The sequence below is a fragment of the Candidatus Zixiibacteriota bacterium genome, from assembly GCA_040753495.1.
Lineage (GTDB): Bacteria > Zixibacteria > MSB-5A5 > GN15 > PGXB01 > DYGG01.
In genome coordinates, this window is the sequence record JBFMEF010000042.1 from 1 (window position 1) to 17,721 (window position 17,721).

The following is a 17,721-nucleotide window of genomic DNA, read 5'->3' on the forward strand; positions in this document are numbered from 1 at the left end:
TCCTGGACAATCCTGACGCCGGGATATCCGTTGACCAGAATCGGCGCGGGGCGCTGCAGGGTCGAGATTATTCCGGTGCGCAGCCCCATCTTGAGGAAACATTCCTTGTCCCAGGCCGAAATCATCACCCCCGGCATCTTGGAATCCCCCAGGGTATCGCCCGCTTCCAGCCGCAGGTTGCGCGCTATTATTCTGGCATCGGCCGCGGCATCATTACTCAGCGCCGTCGCCAGCCAGGTCTCTCGTTCCTGCCCCTGGGCTATTTCCGAGCCAATGAGAAGCAGAATGACCGCCAGCAGGGCGACAGCCAGATACCAGACGGCCAGCGCGAGGAACCGATTTTGATACTGCTTCATATCTATATGCCTCTATTCGTAACGAAGCACTTCAAGATTGACAATCCGCGCCGGACGGGTCATATCGGGCAAGTTAACTCTTTTCACATTAGAAACCGGCCCCCGTAGTTCGGCTCCGAAAGTCCCGGTCGTATCGCAGGCGACAATCGCATAGAAAACATAAGGCTTTCCGGGCATTAAAGAAAAAGCGGCATAGGCGCTGTCAATTTGTCCCGGATTAGAAGGTGTCGGTGTAGCCGGCACAATCACGCAGGAAAGCGGATTGCAGCTCCAAAAGGAAACACTGTCAGCCGCCGAAAGCGAATCTTCGAAAACTTTCAGGACATAATAGCTGGCCGGTCCCGAGGCTGATTCGTTGGCATCGTCGGGGACAGCCGTCCAGTGCAGCCAGACTCCGGTAGGAGCCGCGGCGCATATCGCTCCGAGAGCCAGTATGGCTAATAGGCTTATCAACATTCCCTGTAACTGCTTCATCGTGTCCTCCTTTTTTATCCTTTGGTTCCGTTCCTGACTTTGTCAATCTTATCGTAGATGCGGGTAATTTCGCCGCTAAGCCGCTCCTTCTCCCGCCAGCTTTCGACCTTATGTTCCTCCAGTTCCTTCTCAATGTTGGCGGTGTCTTTCCGGACGCTGATAATATCCCCTTTCAAAGAGCCTATCTGCGCGCTTAAAGTCTCTTTGGTGGCGCTTATCTCGCGGATAATTTTTTCGCGTTGTTTCCAGAAGAAACCGACCACCAGAATGGTCTGGGTGACGACCACCACAACGAACTCGAGGTTGAATTCCATGCTGCTCTCCTAATATCTAAAGTCCGGATAACGGTTATTCCACTCTTCTATCAGTTTATCTGCTTCCGCGTCTTTCCCTTTTTCTCTCAGTCGGGCGAGACGCTGAATCAACTCTTTCTGCTCAAACTGTATCCGCTTCTCGCGAGCTTCCGGAGTCTCTGTTCGAGTAAATAGCCTGCCGACCACAGGGATATTCGCCGGATGCGCGATTTCGGGAATCTCCCCACTCGCAGCGGCCTTGACGCCGGTCTCAACTGTTCTCACTATCCCGCTGGCCAGCCCTCCCGTCATTCCCTGAAGCAGATGGTCGATTTTCCGGGGTGACAAGCCAAAGGTCTTCCCTATAAATTTGGCCGTCTCGGTCGTGTAGGGACTGAATCTATCTTTAGGGTCTTTGCTTTTCGCTTCCCAGTATGGGTCGATAGGCCGGTCACGGAAGAAATCGTAATTAGCCCAGAGCTCTATGGGCACTTTGATTGAGGGAGGCAAATCCACCGGCGCCGGGAACGGAACGCCGTTAATCTCAAAGGTCTGCCCGGGGGTAATCTGGTCGACTATCGCCCTCATTCCCTCCTTGAGCGCTTCCGGGTCTTTTGAATAGAAATAATTAAGGGCTAATTCGGGACCCCCGGCATAAGCAACCGTCCACTCAAAAGGTTTGGGCAGCCGCAGAATCTTGTCGGAACCGTCTGGATTTTTCCCCAGGTTGAAATGCCAGAAGGAATATTTCTCCCAGGCGGGGAGCTCCTTGTACCACTGCTCATCTTTATGGATGTTCCAGAGAATGGCCGTCGGAATCGTCAGCGAAGCGACCGCTTTCGTAGATGCCTTTATCGGATGTTCCCGAGCGAATCTGATGAATTTCGCGAGTCCCTGAACATTCGCGTTCCAGAAGGGAATTATCTGATTGATTACCGACCCATAGGCTCCCATCCTGGTAAAATTGACCGTCACATCGCGAGCTGCCGCTGAGGCGAGTATTTGCGCGCTTTCGGATTTCTTCCCGTAGAGCTGCTCTCCCTTTTTGTAAGCGGCCTCGAATTCCGCCAAACGGGGAATCGATTCAGTGACGCTCAAGACTTCTTTGAGAGCCTCAATCGGATGAGAGACGACATTCATCGTCTTTTTCTTGGCATCGGAGGCAAGCACCTGGCGGGCCGCCTTCTCAAGACTTTTCCGGTCGGCGCCGATGAAGTGGGCCATATCGACTCCGGAACGCGCATATAACTCCTTCGTCTCGCTACTGGGATTGAAGCGGTCGATAGTCGCTTTCGCCATAGCATCGGGGAACCGGTCAGGCCGAATGAATTCCGACTGCAGCCAAGCCCCTTGTATGTCACGCAGAGGATTGGTGATAAGGCTGAATCCCGGACGTAGCCCGGTCGCCCCCAATCTGACCGCCCGGGCCACTGGAGCGAAGAAATATTTAATGAAGAATGGCTGATGCATCCGGTCCATGGACATCAGCGTCTTATAGATATCGGCATGAACCTGATAAGCCTTCTTCTTTCCGTCTACAACCAAGGTAATGATATTGTCGCGATTGATGGCGCGCGTGGCGGCATTGGTATAGACGGTTACTATCTGGTCAAGCGATGCCCGGCTGACATCAACTCCGGCTTCTTTCAGCTGCCCCTCCAGCTGCTCGAGATTAAATTTGGTAGTAGCTTTTGGCAACTCGACTTCTCTTATGAATGCTCCGAGGCCTTCATGGCTATCGGCCAGTTTAGCCAGGGCGCGACCGACTCGGGCTTTGTCCGCCAGGCCGATAAGGAATGACACATTCTTGACCATGGAATGATAAGGATTTATAATCTGACGACCGCTGCCTCGAATTTTCTTGACGGGCGAGGGCAAATTGGCCCAGCGAGTCGAGGTCGAAAGCGATGCCAGGTCGGCCCTGGAATCCATGACGCGATAGAAGGGGAAATATTCATTATTGAGCGCCTTCATGGCATCGACGGCCTGCCTTTCGATGGCGCCCGATTCTACCACATAATCCCAGACGCGGTCATTAAAAGCCTGATAATCTTCGAATGCCTTCCGGAATAGCCGAGACTCATATTTGTCTCGGATGAAAGTGGCGTCAGCCAGGTCTATTCCCGGGTTGATTCCCCTCTTATGAAGCTCGAGAGCGCGCCGTGCCGTCCCGTAGAGGGCAAACTGTTTCTTTTGATTCGATATCGGAGCCAATGCTTCTCGCAGTGAAGGGCCGGTTTTATTACCGGCCATGTCGAAGGTTCCTTCCGTGACCATATCCATCGCTTTGCGGTCGGCTGCCATTTTATTGGCTCGATATTGCAACGTGGGGCTGTCGGCCGGAAGGATTCTACCCTCTTTGGCGGCCTCGGTGATATTGCCTTCACCGGTGGCCTTTTTTTCAAGAGTTTCTACCGGCAGCCAATCGTCTTCGAATAAGGTACGTACCCGGGCTATTCCTGAGAGCACTTTCTCCTTGGCGGTCTGGGCGATGCCGCGCCCCTTCCAATCGATATGAGCGATAACCCGAGCTTCCGAACCCTCGTTTCTCCATCTACTGATAATCCCCTTGCCGCTTTCGAGAGTCTCTTTAAGCTCTGGATGCTGCGCCAGGAATTGAGTGAACGATTCTGTGAATTTCGGCGCCATAATTTCCGGTTTAGCCGATTCTGTTAGATAATGCCGGACATACTCGGCAAATCCTTCATTCGGTCGAGACTTTGTCGGCTCATAATCGAGCTTGCCGAGTTCCTCTTTGTACCCGGGAAGGTCAGAAAATTTATACCCTTTGTCGATATGGTGAGCCACCTCATGAGTTAGCGCCGCCACATCCCCCCAGTCTTTCATCGCGATGGTTTCGGCTCTCTTATTGTAGGCTCCGGTGGCTTTCAGAATTCGTTCCCGCTTCCCTTTAAATCCGGTAAAAATAGGAACTCGCAATGACCGGCTGAAAAACTCCCTGATATGTTGCACTCCGACCGGTTCCCCTTCTTTCGGCATTGTCTCTTTAGCTATCTGAGCGGGGCCCTTGAAAGCCTCGAGTCCTTCGCCCGTTAATTTTCCTCCGGCCTCAGGAGGTTTGGTCGCCTTCTTCCCCTCGACCGCCTCTTTCAGCCCCGGCATTGACCCGCCGATGACAATCTTCTCAGGCATTTTTGCCGTTTCTTGGGGTGACGCTCGTTCTGCTTCAACCCTCACATAATTTTTGCCAGTAGCCAAGTCCATTTTGACCTGGGCCCCGGGCGGCAAAACTTCTTCCGGCGCAACTTCACGATAGGTCGCCGCCGGCACCTTTTTTATGGTGGGTTCAGCGGCGGCCTTATCCGCCACAGCGGAAGGGGCAGTTTCTTTCCCCGGTTTAATTCTACCACCGGAAACGCGATATTCCAGTTCCTGACGCGACATCCCGGCAATCTGCTCGGCTGTCAACGGCTCTTTTGAGAACCTCTGCATTTCAAGAAGTTCATCCATAAGTGAGGCGGTGGGAGATTCTTTTATTTGCCTGAGAGTGACATCTTGGGTTACTGGGATTTCCATCTTCGGTTCTTTCGGCTTCGGGACTTGCTCTAAGCCTGGAGCTTTAGCGGATTCACCTTGTTCTCTCACTTCGGCTACGGTTCTTTCAAACTCCGGCAAGTTAGCCCGATATTGAGACTTCGACATAGTGAGTCGCGGATTGGCGCCGGCCTTCATTGTTGCGCTTCCAGAACCAAAAACACTGGCCAAATCGAAGGCCAGTAGAACCGGATTTTGAGCATACATATCGAGAATCTCTTTAGAGGTCGGCGCCGGTTGTCTTTCCTGTCCGATATGCGGAGGCTCTTCTATTCCAGCCCCAAAGGCGTTTATCAGCCTCCTGGCGGCGTCGAAAGGATATCGAGCCAGTCCATAGGCGGTCTCGCCAGCCGCCTCGGCTGTGGCAAGCGGTCCCTTCAGCTGGGCTTCGACGACCGGCTGGAGAAATTCCGGAGCGCGAATTATGCCCTTAAGCGTTGCCTCCGCTCCCTTGATAAGCGTTTCCGGATGCGTGACAGGGAACCCTTTCGGATATTCGGTGGGTGAATAGAGCCAATTGGAAAAGCCGCCGGCAGCCGCCGGCTCTTCAGGCATAGGCGCAACTGCCGCTTGGCGCTTCAACCAGGGTCTCTGATGCTGCTCAGAAATCTCCACCGCCGTATCGGACGCAATTGCCGGAATTTTATTTTTTAACCAGGGACGCTCACCCATCTACTTCCCAAAAACTCCCTCTATTTGTCGTTTCCAATCATCATAGTCCGCGCTGCTTATGAGTCCCTTGCGAAGGTCCTCGTCGAGGTCTTTCATCGCCGCCTCTTTCGAGACGTAGCCGTTCCAGGTCGCCTGATTTGTCCATCCGGGCGCTTCCTCGGCCAGAACCCCACCGATGACCATCTTTCTATTCATATCTCGCAGCATTGCCTGCTTAAAAACCCCCGGGTCGTTACCGTACTGTGCCTTCTCCTGGCTATCCATAGCATTCCAGAGCCTTACCCATTCGGCCAGGCTGGGCTTTTCTTCCTCAGGTTTTTCGTTGCGGGCCAATTGTAAAGCCTCTTCTTTTGTCTTGCCCTGTTTCAGGTAGAACTGATATCGCTTTTCCAAGTCGCTGGGAGCATATACGGGAGGCCTCTTCTTCTCTTCCTGCTCCGCCGCGAAACGCTTCTCCGAAAGCCCGAGCCGGCGCAATTCTAATTCCCTGTTCCAGGCTTCGTTTCGCTGTTGGATGTCAAGGCGAGTATCTCTTTCAGCGGCCGCTTCCCGACGCTGACGCTCTTCTTCTTCCTGACCGAGATAAAATTTCTTCTGCTGCCAGTCAAACTGACGATTCTCCCTATCCATCTCCTCGCGTCTCAGCCGTTTCCTCTCCCGTAGGGCGTAGATATCCATCAATCCCTGGCTCAGTCGGCGCAGCGCCTCACTCAAGTCCGCTCTGGCTATTCCCATGCTCCCCTCGCTCTCCTTCTCGCCCTATACCCGGGCCAGGGCGGCGCGGGTGGAGTAGACATCACCCAGGTTTTGCTGCCGGCGGTTATAGAGGTTCTGATAAAACTCGGCCAGGGGCATATAAAGCGATTGGATAGTCGCGTTGGTCAGAGCCTGCTGCGTCAGTCCTGAGCGATTTCCAAATCGCGCTCCGGCCGTCTGCAAAAATTTCTTCAGCGCCGGCGCATTGGCCAGCTGCAGCATCCGCGACATTTTGTTCAGTTCATTCTGGTCGATATCGGCGGTCAACTGCTCTTCCAATTCCGGAAGCTTCCAGTAGGACTGCTCACCGACTCCCAGGCGCCGGTTGAGGATATCCCGTTCCGGCTTGCTTAGTTTTCCGCCGCCGCCGACCAGACCACTGGCGGTGCTTCCCAGGACAGAGCCGATTGCCAGAAATTCATCAATTCCGAAAGCCATTTGTTCTACCTCCCTTTTTTAGTCTATTCCGACCGGTTTGACGATACAGTCAATCCCGTCTATCTTCACTTTGGTTATGTTCTTATCCACGGCGTTCATAATCGGCTCTATCTGCAGATTAAACCAGTGCGCGGTATGGAGGGTGCTCTGGTCGACATATCTTTTGGCGTGAGCGTAAGAGAGAGAATCGAAAGTAAGCGTGTCCAGTTTCTGACCGTCTTCGTTATAGACCCTGACTCTAACCAGAGGGTCACCGGCGGCCGTGTCATCGATATTAGACAGCCAATCAGAGCGCAAGTAGGCCGCCTCAAAATTCACCGGCTCCAGGCTGCGGGCAATCCCCCGTTTCTCGTAAAGAGGATAAATCCGATACCCCCCCTCATCGAGGGAATCGTTGTAGTCGAGTTTATAGAGAAGGTCTGATCCCGGGCTCACAAAGCAGAAATCCCGAAAGGGCGCCAGGTTAACCCGATTGAGGGTATCATACATAACCGCGTCATGGAAATCCAGGTAGGTCCAGAAAGACCAGCCATTGGTCTTGAAAAAATGAGCCCAGGTGGTGTCGGTATTGGGATAAGAGAAAAGCAAAATATCATCGAAAATCCGCATCGCCGCCGCCGTCATGCTGTCAGGGCTTCTAACGATATAATTGCGGATGTTGTCGGAAATATAACGGCGCGAGAGTGACTGGTCGCGGTAGATATTCCCCGTCTCCAGGGAGATTCCTTTCCGGTCCAGAAAAATATTGGCGCCGTTATAATTGACGAACCCCTGGCGGGCAATCTGTCCGACGCCCGATTCCTTCTTACTGCGATTATAGACATTCCCATCCTGGGTATAGATTATCAAGATGGAATTGTGCCGATAAAGAATCAGATACCCCTCGTAAGAGACCAGGCGAACATTCTGGTCGCCGTCATCGAGATCGACATCGAGGTAGTCGAACTGATACCATTCGTAAGGCGTGCCGGACTGGGAGATATAGATCTTCTGGTCGTCCCAGCCCCAGAGGCGACCTTCATGAACCACCACCCCGCTTAGAACTACATCGAGCACATTGCGCTCAAAGAGGTCATGATTGGCTTCCAGGTCGCGCCAGTGCTCGGTATCGGTGTAATCGGTGGCGGCATTGCTGGTGATAGTGTCCAACACATACCAGCCGTGATAGTAAGGGGCATCATTGACGATATCAATTAGCCGCTTTATGACGACCCTGACATATCGGCTCTGGCAGGGCGGCAGCCCGATTTTCGTCTGAAAACGCTCAATTTCGGTGTTATAGTAAGTCAGAGCCCGAGAAGTATCGCTCGTTCTGCCCGTCAGCGTGTCCAGCAAATAAACCGCATACTGAACCCACCAGTTGCTGGAATAGCCGGAAACGGTGTCGGCCGTTGACCCGCCGTCTCCATCTAAGAAAGTGGGCGCGCCCAGAGAATAGTAGCAGTTCTTCAGCGGCGGATATTCCTGGTTTAGGAGGTACTGGATATTTAATCCCGATGGAGGCTGGGCTTCCCGGATGGTTTTCCAGAAGTAGGTATTGTTCAGGGTGGCATCACTCAGATTGTCACCGTGGTTCCAGAGCTGAGCGTTTGTCCAGTTGTTGGTTACGCTGAAGGTATCTATTACAAAAAGTGAATCGGTGTCAAAATTGTTATGGTCACCGCGAGTTCGAACCAGCAGGAAATCAAGCGCCCCCGGGGCGACACAGACAGAGTCGGCAATTTGCGGATAGAGATTCTGAATGAGTATTCTCTCGTTGAGCGCCCGCACTGGCGCCGACAAGGGACCACACCACTTCGAAAAAGCGTAATTGGTTGAGCAGGGCACTTCGGCTACAAAAGCGTAGCGATAGACGCCGTTGAGATTGCCGGACTGTTTAAGCGTAATCACTTCAGCCTGTCCCGGGGCTAACGGGGTGACGTAATCGGCCGTCATGGTCGAGGGAGCGCCGGAGATAATTAGCGGGCGATTTCTGCCGTTGCAAAATAGAATATCATCATTCCAAACCGTCCAGATGCCGGTAGTGGGATAGAGATAAGAATAAAGCGAGTCGGTACAATCGTAAGAGAATGGCTCGCTGACCTTCAGGTCGGCATAATAGCCGGTGTTGATTCTCAAAACCTCAAAAAGATACCCCTGCCCATTGGAGAAGCGATGTGAAAAAATCGCCGAAATTTCATTATGATTCGGCAGGGCGCTGGTCAGGGCGTGAAATCCCGGTCTTGGATAGAGGCTCCCGGGGTATCGGTCGAGATTCCAGTTGCGGACTATCTGCGCCTGCTCTGGCGGAACGGAGAATATATTATCGACCGAGTTCATCCCTCCGGAGAAGTTGTAGATTGAATATGGCTCCTGGGCGGTAACAACCTCAGGAGCCACTTCCGTTAAAAGGAGGACTAAAGCGAATAAGGCCCAGGTGACTGGGGTTATTTGGAAAGCTCGCTTACCTCTCATCGACCGGCCTCCCAAGGAGTTTCTGCTCGATGAAAAGGATATTCTGGAGAAGTTCCTCTTTGTCGGGCGGGCTGAAATTTATCCGGCTATAGCATTTTAGAACTACGCGGTCAATCAGGAGCGGCTCAAACTGCTGGGGCAAATCAAGCGTGTCGGTGGTGTCGGTCAAAATTTCATGATGGGCGAAATAGAATAGCGTCGCCGTATCCAGTTCCGTTTGGCTAACCCGGTCGAAGCGGATTTTATCGTTGAATACGCTCCACTGCGTGGGGCGTCCCGACTCGAAAGCGGGATTGCGTCCATAGTCGCGGAGCGGGGAGTATTTCAAGGCCGAGGGACGGGGGGTCTCGTTGCTGCCAGGGGCCGGATTGGGATTTAAAATCACCGCTTCCCCCAGATAGAAATCGCTCGGCAGGGTATACTCATAGGCGGCGCCGGTCAGGACAATGGTTGTTTCTCGCTCGAGAGCCGAGCCGAGGATGGCGATATTCTCCGCTTCTTCGTTGGTGAACTGACGGATAAGAGAATCGGTTATCCGGCGGCTGTCGAAATAAAGGCTTCTCCCTCTGACGGAACGGTAGATGTCGGCCAGGGTGGCGCTCTCCAGAATATTGATAGACCAGAGCGCCAGAAAACCCAAAAGCAGAATAACCGCTATCCGCCGTTTACGGAAGTTCGTCGATTTCAAGAAGCCTCCCTTCGAGATATGGGTCAATTGTGACGGTCGGAATGGGCGGCGTTACCGGACGCGCCTGCGCTATCAGGCGGCGCAAACCCTGTTCATAAAGAGTATCCTCATCCTTAGTGACCGCCTTCCACCAGACATACCCGTCGGCCCCCCTCTTCTCGACGGGTGGCGCCAGTATCGAAAGAACTTTATGCACCAGTGTCGGAACATGGCTTTCGGGTAAACGATTGAGATTGCCCAGCGTCGGCTTAAGACAGTAATGCAGGTAGTAAGTTGTGCTTTCTGTTGGGCTGGGGCTGAAGGCGAGCTGCTTGCGCCCATTATCGGCCAGGCCATAGAGCATCGCCACCTCCGGAACTCCCGTGTTGTAAAGCTCGCTGCCACTGACATCGGCCGGATTCAGGCTGGCATCATAGCCATCCTCGCCGACGAAGTTGATTTTCTTCTTGCGGGCGCTATCGGCAATCTTGATGATTCTGCCGATATCGTCCCGGCCGAGCGTCACTACTCCGGTATTGGCTGGAACGCTAAAACTATGTGGCGCTCCGGCCCGTAGGAACCACCATTCATGGCGGTCTCCCATCTCTGACCAGGCCGACTCGATAGTCGCTTCAATGGCGGCGCGATAATCGGCGTTGAAATTCATCACTTTGCCCTGAATCATCACCACCACCTTGTTGATATTAGCCATTGACGGTCTCCTTGTCTGCCACAGTGGACTCCGCTTCCTCTGCAACCTCATCCTCGTCTTCGCGCAAATCAGAGGCAAAATCAAGCACGGGAGAGGTAAAATTATTCTTGTCGCACCAGGCCTTATGCTGCATCAGCTGGTCTTTCATGAAGGCATATTTATACTGCGCCGGCGTTCGATAGCTGAGGGTCATATGCCCGAGCTGAACCGAGAAGTCGCAGTAGATTTTGAAGCCCAATTTTTGAGCCTCGCGGCAAAAATAGATATCTTCGCCGACATCCCCCCATGTGCCGCGCGTCGGGTCATACACATGGTCGAACCAGAAGGGAGGATTTATCTGCGGTTTGGCAATCTCGAGATATTTCTTCAATTCTTCGGACAGCCCCCGTAAGACCTCGGGATTGTCTTTTAAGAAATTCTCGTAATTCCTTTTGATTATCAGCCTCCGCTCGTGCTCCGCCGAAAAGGCGTCAAAAACCTGTCGCTTGATACAGAGAAATCCGGTACCGATGGCGTCAACTTCCAGAACTCCTTCGTCGGGAGGGTTGAGGATGTTTATCCAGGGACCTTCCTGACGGTCCGGAATCGCCAGCTTAAAAACCTGCGGAAGGTAGGGCGCGCCGCGCTGACAATAGAGTCCGCCGCAGATATTCAGATTATGGTCTAAAATCCGCTTCATCAATTCCAGCATATAAGGCAGCGCCAGCTTCTTCCCTTCGAAATCGACCACCGTATTGCTCCGGAATTCTTCCTTTTGAAATCCCATGTCATCATCGAGGAAGAAAAGGAAATCCCACTGCAACTGCGGGGTGTCGGTGACAAATTCGTTCCGGAGGAAATGAATCAAAGCCCCTTCCTGGGTGTCGACCATAATCTGATAGCCAGGAATGCCGCCGTTAAGCAGCACATCTCGAAACTCAATCATCTGCTGCGGCAGGGAGTCATAGTAAGGGATGCAGATTTTCACTATTGGCCGCCGCCGCGGATGGAGGGAGACCAGTTTTCCCACCTGAGGCGCTCCTATTCCTGACCTTCGGATTTCAGGGATCCGGCCGTCTGCCGCCCCTCGAGATACTTGGTTGTCGTCTTGTTGACGGAGGTGTCTACCAGCCAGAATTCCAGGCCGTAGAGAGCATGCCCCATCATGAGGTGAAGGTCTTCCTCGTTGGTGATTTCAATCTCATGCGGAGCGCTCGTTCGAATTAGTTTCACCGGCGGCCAGGTTCCGTCCGGATACCGCTTTCCGGTGAACTGATAGGTTGCATTAGCGATTCGGCAGTATAGGAAGACTGGAAATTTCATTTTAGAATCTGGCGCTTCCACGACGCCGGCAGTTTCCTTTTTTTCAGAGGGCTCGAGGTCGGTCGCCTCGTCCTTCACAGCCTTAGTGGACTTTTTGTTCGGCATTACAGTTTCCTTTTTTTCAGAGGGCTCGAGGTCGGTCGCCTCAAGCCCCCTCTTTTAGACTTAAGCGTAGGTCGTCACACCCTTGAGAATCGAGATATTCTCCGGATTGATGACGCCCAGCCCGACTTCGGCGATATGCTCGTCGGTGAAGCCGTCGGTACCATCTCTGACGACATTCTCGTAGAGAGCGACATCAGAGTTCTGCAGATAACGATACTGGACCAGGTCGGGGTCGAAGACGATGGCAACGCCTCCGTAGCCGGCCGTGGTTGTGCCGTAGGGCGAATTCTGCAGGATGGTATCGCGGACGATAAGCAGGGTGCCGTTACCGGTCTCCCACTCGGCGACCTTGATGCCATAGAGATATTCGCTTGGCTTCATCTGCAGCTTGCCGTCTTTCCAGTAGTCCAGCATCTCGATGACGAGCGGAGAGCAAAGGGCTACCCGCACCATAGCATCGCCATACTGGAAACAGGACCGGACAAAACTCAGCCAGCCCGACTTGGTGAATGTGGTAGTGGCGGTGGTGACATTCCCCCCGCCGTTGATGCCCCAATACCAGAGACCGCCGGTGGTCCGGATAGGGGCGCCGTTGACCGGACCGGTCAGGTCCTCATACGGCTCCGACCAGAGAAAAGCATACTCGATATTCTTCTTCAGCTCGATGAGGGACTCCTGGCGGAGCTCCTCTTTCTTTTTCCCGCCGTAATATTCCGAGTTCTGAGCGGTGCGGGAAAGACCCAGAGTATCGCGGAATATACCGCAATAATTCGTCCGAAGACGATTCTGGACCTTGTGGATGGTCGGGGGTGCCTGGTTCTCCTCCGACTGCGTCGCCAGTCGCAGAAGCGGCTCGTTGTCGGCCCAGGCAGCCGCCGCCGTAGCGCCGAATCCGCGCACTACGGTGATGGTGTTAGCCCCGGTGTCACGCGCCGTGACGTAGACAACCTCTTCCTTGACGACATTTTTGACGATGTCGCCAACCTGGATATGGGCGACCGAATCGCAGATGATGGTTGTCGCGCCGGCGGTGTAGCCGGTGGAGTAGTTGACCGCCGTCCAGCGTCCGCGCGGCTCTTTCTCCAGGACTTTGAATTCCGGATTGACGCATACCTTTTTCTTCGCGGGCAGCTTTCCGTCGGATTTTGACCCGACTTCCAGTCCGCCGCCGCCGCTGATATGCACAAGCGGCGTCAGGTCTTTCTGCAGCCAGAAGACTTCCGGAGGAGTGTCAATTTTCCGTTCGGCCTGAAGAACCGTCCCGGTGCTCTGTCTTCCGGTTATATAACTGGGCACTTCTCTCTATCTCCTTGCCCCGCGGCGAAGACAGAGACTCTTTTTACTTCGGCTCCAATCCGTAGGCTTTAAGCCCGACCGTTCTGGCGTCGTCATTCTCTGCTCCCCCTCCGGAGCTGGGACCGGCGCCGCCCGAAACAATTAAACCCGAGGCGAGCATCTTATCGACTTCCGCCTTGCTCAGTTCTTTGACGCGCTTGCTGAGAAGCTTGTCGACCAGCTGCGGCAGGAGCCGCCCCTTAGCGGCGTAAAGCTGAAGCTCCAGCAGATATTTGGGGTTATTTCCGTTCTCTGCTATTTCCTTGAGGATTTTGTCGCATTCAGCCTTGATGTCAGGGTCTTTATACTCGGGATGGGCATCGGAGAATTCCATCTCGACCTCCCGAAACATCCGCTCCTGCTCGCCGGCGGCAACCTGAGATACAACTTTGTCATGCTCGGACAATTTCGCTTCGAGTGCGGCATACCGGCTGCGTTCATGTTCCAGTGCAGTGTCCAGAAAATCGGACAATGCGTTAGCCTCACTCTCGCCGAGAGACTCTGAGAGGGTGGTAAGAATCTTCGCCAGTTTGGGATTGGTTTTGGCGATTTCCCTGACGGAAGAGGGGGGCGCTGGCGATGGCTTGTCTCCGCCTTCGCCGGATTTGGCGGGCGGAGTAGCCGATTCCTTGGCTTTTTTGGCCTCCTCTAATTCCTTGAGGAGCTCCGCCTCGCGCGTTTTCTTCTCGTTGAGAATCTTCGAATACTGCGCCTGCAGCTCCGTATGTCCCAATTCGAGCGCTTCCGGGGTCTCGTACTTCCCCGCCAGTAGTTTCTTCTCGGGTGGAGTGGTCGGCTTGCCCTCGGGGCCGGTCTGGCCGGTCGGCGGCTGCTTGCTCGGGTCGCCTTCAGGTTTCGCCTCGGACTTTTTCTGTTCAGGCTCTTTCTTTTCCGGGTCGCCTCCGGATGCTCCGGGCTCAGTAGACGCGATTCCATAAGCAGCCAGAGCATCAGCCTTCTGGCCTGCCTCTATCTGCTCAGGAGTCGGCTCGCCTGAGGTCGCCTTTGCACCCTCGGGGCCGGTAGTTGAATTTTCACCTGCCATCTGTTACCGTCCTTATGGTTTTATGTTAACTTGGCCTCGACATCCAGGTCGTCTGGTCTGTCGGCCTTGTTTTTCAATTCTTCAAGACTTCTTTCAATCTCCGCGACCGTCCGATTAATCTGCGCGTAAGAGTTGAAGAAGCGGATAATTCCTTCATGCTCCATCGTGAGCGCCGCCTCGGTAGTGCCTTCTCCTTTTCTCTTCGCCTCCCAGATTTCGACCGATTCAATTCGCCGGATACGGGCAAGTAGCCCCCCCTCGAGAAGCCGGAACCAGGGCTGTTTGATACCCTCGGCAATAGCCCGGGCGCGTGAGAGCTGAAGAACCTTCTTCCGATGCTGGAGAGCCAGTTTGCGTTTAAAATCCTCGGCAGTGTCGTCGGGAAGGAACGCCTCCTCGGGTAGAATCTGGGCGTCGCCATAAGCGAGAAGCTCCGCGAAATATTGGGCGTCATAATTGGCGAGAACATACTTGGGCATCAATTCTTCCGGCATCACTTAGGCTCCCAATAATTGATAAGGTTGTGTCGGGGCGCGTTCCGATAGACGCGAGGCTTCCGGCAAATTGCCCAACTCGGGATTCGCTTGTCGACCCAGAAGTCGCTCTGCTCCTCCCGTGTTGAGAATGCTCGCCACCTGGGTTAGAACATCGTTCTGTCCGGTGTCGAGGGGTATACCGAAGACTTCGGCTGGAATCATGAATCGTTCGGCATCCTCGCGGTCAAAGCTCTGATAAAGAGTTTTCAGCGCATAGCGGTTATTCTGGAGCGGCGCCGGAATTACCTCGCCGGTGACCAGGCGGACATACTGCTGCGTCTGTGAGCCGAGCCTTACCAGCTCCACCAAGTCGGCGCGGCGGGCGGCGCGGCGAATCGATTCGCTGATGCCCGATACGCGATAGAGAAATTCACCGCAGATTTCTTCTTTCGAAATCCACTGATACTGCCCTCCCTGGGCGCTTCCGTCCATGTAAACCTGCATCTGCTCCGGCATGAACTGTTCCACTAGGGAAGCGCAGATTTTTGCTTCAGGAAGGAGGGTGCATTTTTCGTAAGTCATCCCATCATACTGAATCCGCTGGTCGCCCTGGGAGGCGAATATGGTATCGGAAGTCGCGGAATGCACGCGGGGAGAAAACCCTTTTTGCGGTCCGAAATATCCGGTCGTTTCCTCGATGCTGGAAGCGATAAGAGCGTTCAGTTGGAGGATGTCCTGTTTCATCTCGGGCATCCGGACGATATCGACATCGTCCATTTCTTCCACCGGAATGCGCTGATTGGGAACCGATATCAGCCAGTTGGGGTCGACATTCGCCTTGTGCTTCCAAATCGGCCAGTTGTTCATGATGGCATTATCACCGGCCATGTCGAGGAGAAGGTTGCCGAATTTCTGGGCCGGCAGGATCATCTTGGCCATCGCAATCGGATAGAAGCTGTCGGGGTCGAGCGTTTTGATACCCTGGACGATCGGCTTCGTCTTGTGGTAGTAAAAATTATCAACATCGCGAATAATAGTCTCGTCATTGGCCAGGGTGATGAAGTGGTCGTCGGCGATAAAATGCTGCAGGCGGATAATTCCTTCATCCGGTTTGGGTTGCTCATAGCCCATCTGGGACTGTCGCATGTAATACTGGATTTCATTCTGGCCGGACATATTCAGGGGAATCTGCTTGACCTTGCTGAGGTCGAAGGCGCCGGACTGAGCCATCTCCAAAAGATGCTGCGCCGGCAGAAACTGCTCGATGATTACCCAGGGCTTCTCCTCCAGGGTCAGTCCATGGGGATGGGGAAAGACTTCGGTCGGACTCAGTACTTCAAACCAGAGACCGTCATAGACCGTCTCTTCGACCATGATTTTTTCTTTGTATCGATAGCCATAAATCTCGAGGTCGATGACTTTTTCGGTTTTGCGTTTTATTCGCTTCCAGGATGGTATCCGGAAACCGCAGCCGTAAAGCAGGGTGTATTTCAAGAGCCGCTGGCTGGTCAGATACCAGGCCGGGCAGTGCTCGAAGTAATATTGCAGGACCCGCTCGCGATTTTGGGCGATGTCAAAGGCGGTGCCATTGGAGGGCTGGACAGAGACGAAGGGCTTATGGCTGAATTGCCCTATTGTCATCCGCGAGGCTTCCAGTTCGACCTGGGGGAAAATTTTATGGTAGTGGAAATTGGAACGGCGGAGTTTTTTGAACTTCTCGCGGAGATATCCGTGGTAGTTGAGATAGATTTCCGTCCATTGATCGCGCCGCGTCCGCTGGCATTCTTTGGCGAGCTGGTAGGCTTCCCGAACCTTCTTGACCGGGTCGGTTTTCGCTATGACATAAGCGCCGAGTGTCTTGCTTTCCTTTGGCATGGCATTTTCCTCGGCTAATAATTAAATATGCTGTCAAGTAAAAAGTCCTCCACATATTTTCAAAAATCTCCACATTTTTTGGGCGACCTAAGCGTCCGAATCAGTCAAGAACGCGCTGATATGGGGACGGGAAGGGGCTCGACGCAGCAAATCTCTCAGGTCCATAAACGGTAATAGCGGAGCTTGAGACTCCGCCTCTTCCCTCACTGCCTTAATTTCCTCCTCGGATTTGCCATGAGCCCGGAGAGCGCGCTCAATGGAGAGAAGAATATCATTTCGGATAAACATCGGGTCTTTACGGGCAATTATCGGAATATGCTTTCCCCATGTCCCGCATAAGACCGGGTCGGTTTTGGTGATGATGGTGACATAGAGCCACCAGAGATGCAACGATGGTAAATTAATCGGCATAAGAGTTTTCCTCGTTTCTTCTTGGCCGCAAGAAAAGCCCCCTGCTTCTACCGACCAGGCGGAATCAGGGGGGCGTTTAGGCAATTAGGCTCCCGCCTTACGCGGGACTCGTCTCGTCGAAAAATTGGTTTGGGCTGACTAAGCTGTCTGTGCGTTACCTCCTTTTGTTTTAAGTTTTCCGTTTCTGGTGGTTGATATTATCCTCGAGGACTAAAGCTCCAATATTCCCCATCTCTTCCCATTGACCGAGCGGCTTGACCTCGCTTAAGAATCTCCCGACGGTATCCCAAAGAACATCATGGAAGACGATTATCGCCGGCCGCTCCAGAAGCGGCGCCCAGAGTTCAAAATCCTGTTTTACCGACTGATATTTGTGGTCGCCGTCGATGAAGAGAAAATCAAAATTCTTATTCGGCAGGATAGACCGCTTGAATTCCTCCACCGCTTTTTCGGAGCGCTTCCGCAGAATGGTCAACCGGTCAAACAGCCCGAAAGTCATCAGATTCCGCTTGAACTCCGGAAAAACATTTATCCCGAAATACTCCGGAATATCGCAGTCCATCCAGCTGTCGACGACGACGAAGGGGAGTCCGCGGCGCTTGGCGGTGTCGGCTAGATAGACGGTGCTTCTCCCCTTCCAGGCGCCGATTTCAATCAGTCCGTGCTTCGCCATGGAAGCGTATCTGACCAGAAAATCGGTCTGTTGCGGTATGTCGACATACGACTCGATATTTTTAGCCAGCGGGTCAATTTCGGTGCGTAGATGCTCGATGGTCTCAGGGTTAAGCGGCATAG

The 17,721-nt window shown here is 53.5% G+C and carries 17 protein-coding genes; all 17 read right to left on the reverse strand.

Translation table 11 applies throughout. The annotated features are described in order from the left end of the window. Positions 1 to 356: hypothetical protein (locus tag AB1690_02405; GenBank protein ID MEW6014154.1), on the reverse strand; the 356-nt coding region annotated here is incomplete at its 3' end. A 12-nt stretch (positions 357 to 368) separates the two neighbouring features. After that, complete coding sequence (locus AB1690_02410) at positions 369 to 830, reverse strand: hypothetical protein (protein MEW6014155.1); 462 nt, start codon at positions 828 to 830, stop codon at positions 369 to 371. Between the two features lie 14 nt (positions 831 to 844). Next, positions 845 to 1,144 (reverse strand): hypothetical protein, encoded by a 300-nt coding sequence (locus tag AB1690_02415; GenBank protein ID MEW6014156.1) that lies wholly within the window; start codon positions 1,142 to 1,144, stop codon positions 845 to 847. Positions 1,145 to 1,153: 9 nt separating this feature from the next. Beyond that, the gene (locus tag AB1690_02420; GenBank protein MEW6014157.1) at positions 1,154 to 5,233 is read right to left on the reverse strand and encodes an LPD38 domain-containing protein; all 4,080 of its coding nucleotides are present in this window, start codon (positions 5,231 to 5,233) and stop codon (positions 1,154 to 1,156) included. 117 nt (positions 5,234 to 5,350) lie between these two features. Continuing rightward, positions 5,351 to 6,085, reverse strand: coding sequence for a hypothetical protein (locus AB1690_02425; protein ID MEW6014158.1), 735 nt, complete (start codon positions 6,083 to 6,085; stop codon positions 5,351 to 5,353). A 24-nt stretch (positions 6,086 to 6,109) separates the two neighbouring features. Continuing rightward, complete coding sequence (locus tag AB1690_02430; protein ID MEW6014159.1) at positions 6,110 to 6,544, reverse strand: hypothetical protein; 435 nt, start codon at positions 6,542 to 6,544, stop codon at positions 6,110 to 6,112. Positions 6,545 to 6,562: 18 nt separating this feature from the next. Continuing rightward, positions 6,563 to 8,998, reverse strand: coding sequence for a hypothetical protein (locus AB1690_02435; GenBank protein ID MEW6014160.1), 2,436 nt, complete (start codon positions 8,996 to 8,998; stop codon positions 6,563 to 6,565). Next, positions 8,988 to 9,686 (reverse strand): hypothetical protein, encoded by a 699-nt coding sequence (locus tag AB1690_02440; protein MEW6014161.1) that lies wholly within the window; start codon positions 9,684 to 9,686, stop codon positions 8,988 to 8,990. The genes AB1690_02435 and AB1690_02440 overlap by 11 nt, the downstream gene beginning before the upstream one ends. Then, entirely contained in the window at positions 9,664 to 10,377 is a 714-nt protein-coding gene (locus AB1690_02445) for a hypothetical protein (GenBank protein MEW6014162.1), read from the reverse strand. The genes AB1690_02440 and AB1690_02445 overlap by 23 nt, the downstream gene beginning before the upstream one ends. Further along, complete coding sequence (locus tag AB1690_02450; GenBank protein MEW6014163.1) at positions 10,370 to 11,344, reverse strand: hypothetical protein; 975 nt, start codon at positions 11,342 to 11,344, stop codon at positions 10,370 to 10,372. The genes AB1690_02445 and AB1690_02450 overlap by 8 nt, the downstream gene beginning before the upstream one ends. 53 nt (positions 11,345 to 11,397) lie before the next feature. Then, a complete protein-coding gene (locus AB1690_02455; GenBank protein ID MEW6014164.1) occupies positions 11,398 to 11,784 on the reverse strand; it encodes a hypothetical protein in 387 nt (128 codons plus the stop codon). Between the two features lie 60 nt (positions 11,785 to 11,844). Beyond that, positions 11,845 to 13,080: a DUF5309 family protein gene (locus AB1690_02460; GenBank protein MEW6014165.1), complete on the reverse strand. Its 1,236-nt coding sequence runs from the start codon at positions 13,078 to 13,080 to the stop codon at positions 11,845 to 11,847. A 43-nt stretch (positions 13,081 to 13,123) separates the two neighbouring features. Continuing rightward, a complete protein-coding gene (locus AB1690_02465) occupies positions 13,124 to 14,164 on the reverse strand; it encodes a hypothetical protein (GenBank protein ID MEW6014166.1) in 1,041 nt (346 codons plus the stop codon). Positions 14,165 to 14,184: 20 nt separating this feature from the next. Further along, positions 14,185 to 14,658 carry a hypothetical protein gene (locus AB1690_02470; protein ID MEW6014167.1) on the reverse strand — a complete coding sequence of 158 codons (474 nt, stop codon included), beginning with the start codon at positions 14,656 to 14,658 and terminating at the stop codon, positions 14,185 to 14,187. A gap of 3 nt (positions 14,659 to 14,661) precedes the next feature. Further along, entirely contained in the window at positions 14,662 to 16,515 is a 1,854-nt protein-coding gene (locus AB1690_02475; GenBank protein MEW6014168.1) for a hypothetical protein, read from the reverse strand. Between the two features lie 87 nt (positions 16,516 to 16,602). Next, positions 16,603 to 16,926, reverse strand: a complete 324-nt coding sequence (locus AB1690_02480; protein MEW6014169.1) for a hypothetical protein — start codon at positions 16,924 to 16,926, stop codon at positions 16,603 to 16,605. Between the two features lie 169 nt (positions 16,927 to 17,095). After that, positions 17,096 to 17,719 (reverse strand): class I SAM-dependent methyltransferase, encoded by a 624-nt coding sequence (locus AB1690_02485; protein ID MEW6014170.1) that lies wholly within the window; start codon positions 17,717 to 17,719, stop codon positions 17,096 to 17,098. Between the last annotated feature and the right edge of the window lie 2 nt (positions 17,720 to 17,721).

Excerpts from the sequence above, each read along its gene's own strand:
- AB1690_02410 (MEW6014155.1), bottom strand. The coding sequence starts at position 830 with ATGAAGCAGTTACAGGGAATGTTGATAAGCCTATTAGCCATACTGGCT.
- AB1690_02415 (MEW6014156.1), bottom strand. The coding sequence starts at position 1,144 with ATGGAATTCAACCTCGAGTTCGTTGTGGTGGTCGTCACCCAGACCATT.
- AB1690_02420 (MEW6014157.1), bottom strand. The coding sequence starts at position 5,233 with ATGCCTGAAGAGCCGGCGGCTGCCGGCGGCTTTTCCAATTGGCTCTAT.
- AB1690_02425 (MEW6014158.1), bottom strand. The coding sequence starts at position 6,085 with ATGGGAATAGCCAGAGCGGACTTGAGTGAGGCGCTGCGCCGACTGAGC.
- AB1690_02430 (MEW6014159.1), bottom strand. The coding sequence starts at position 6,544 with ATGGCTTTCGGAATTGATGAATTTCTGGCAATCGGCTCTGTCCTGGGA.
- AB1690_02435 (MEW6014160.1), bottom strand. The coding sequence starts at position 8,998 with ATGAGAGGTAAGCGAGCTTTCCAAATAACCCCAGTCACCTGGGCCTTA.
- AB1690_02445 (MEW6014162.1), bottom strand. The coding sequence starts at position 10,377 with ATGGCTAATATCAACAAGGTGGTGGTGATGATTCAGGGCAAAGTGATG.
- AB1690_02455 (MEW6014164.1), bottom strand. The coding sequence starts at position 11,784 with ATGCCGAACAAAAAGTCCACTAAGGCTGTGAAGGACGAGGCGACCGAC.
- AB1690_02465 (MEW6014166.1), bottom strand. The coding sequence starts at position 14,164 with ATGGCAGGTGAAAATTCAACTACCGGCCCCGAGGGTGCAAAGGCGACC.
- AB1690_02470 (MEW6014167.1), bottom strand. The coding sequence starts at position 14,658 with ATGCCGGAAGAATTGATGCCCAAGTATGTTCTCGCCAATTATGACGCC.
- AB1690_02475 (MEW6014168.1), bottom strand. The coding sequence starts at position 16,515 with ATGCCAAAGGAAAGCAAGACACTCGGCGCTTATGTCATAGCGAAAACC.
- AB1690_02480 (MEW6014169.1), bottom strand. The coding sequence starts at position 16,926 with ATGCCGATTAATTTACCATCGTTGCATCTCTGGTGGCTCTATGTCACC.
- AB1690_02485 (MEW6014170.1), bottom strand. The coding sequence starts at position 17,719 with ATGCCGCTTAACCCTGAGACCATCGAGCATCTACGCACCGAAATTGAC.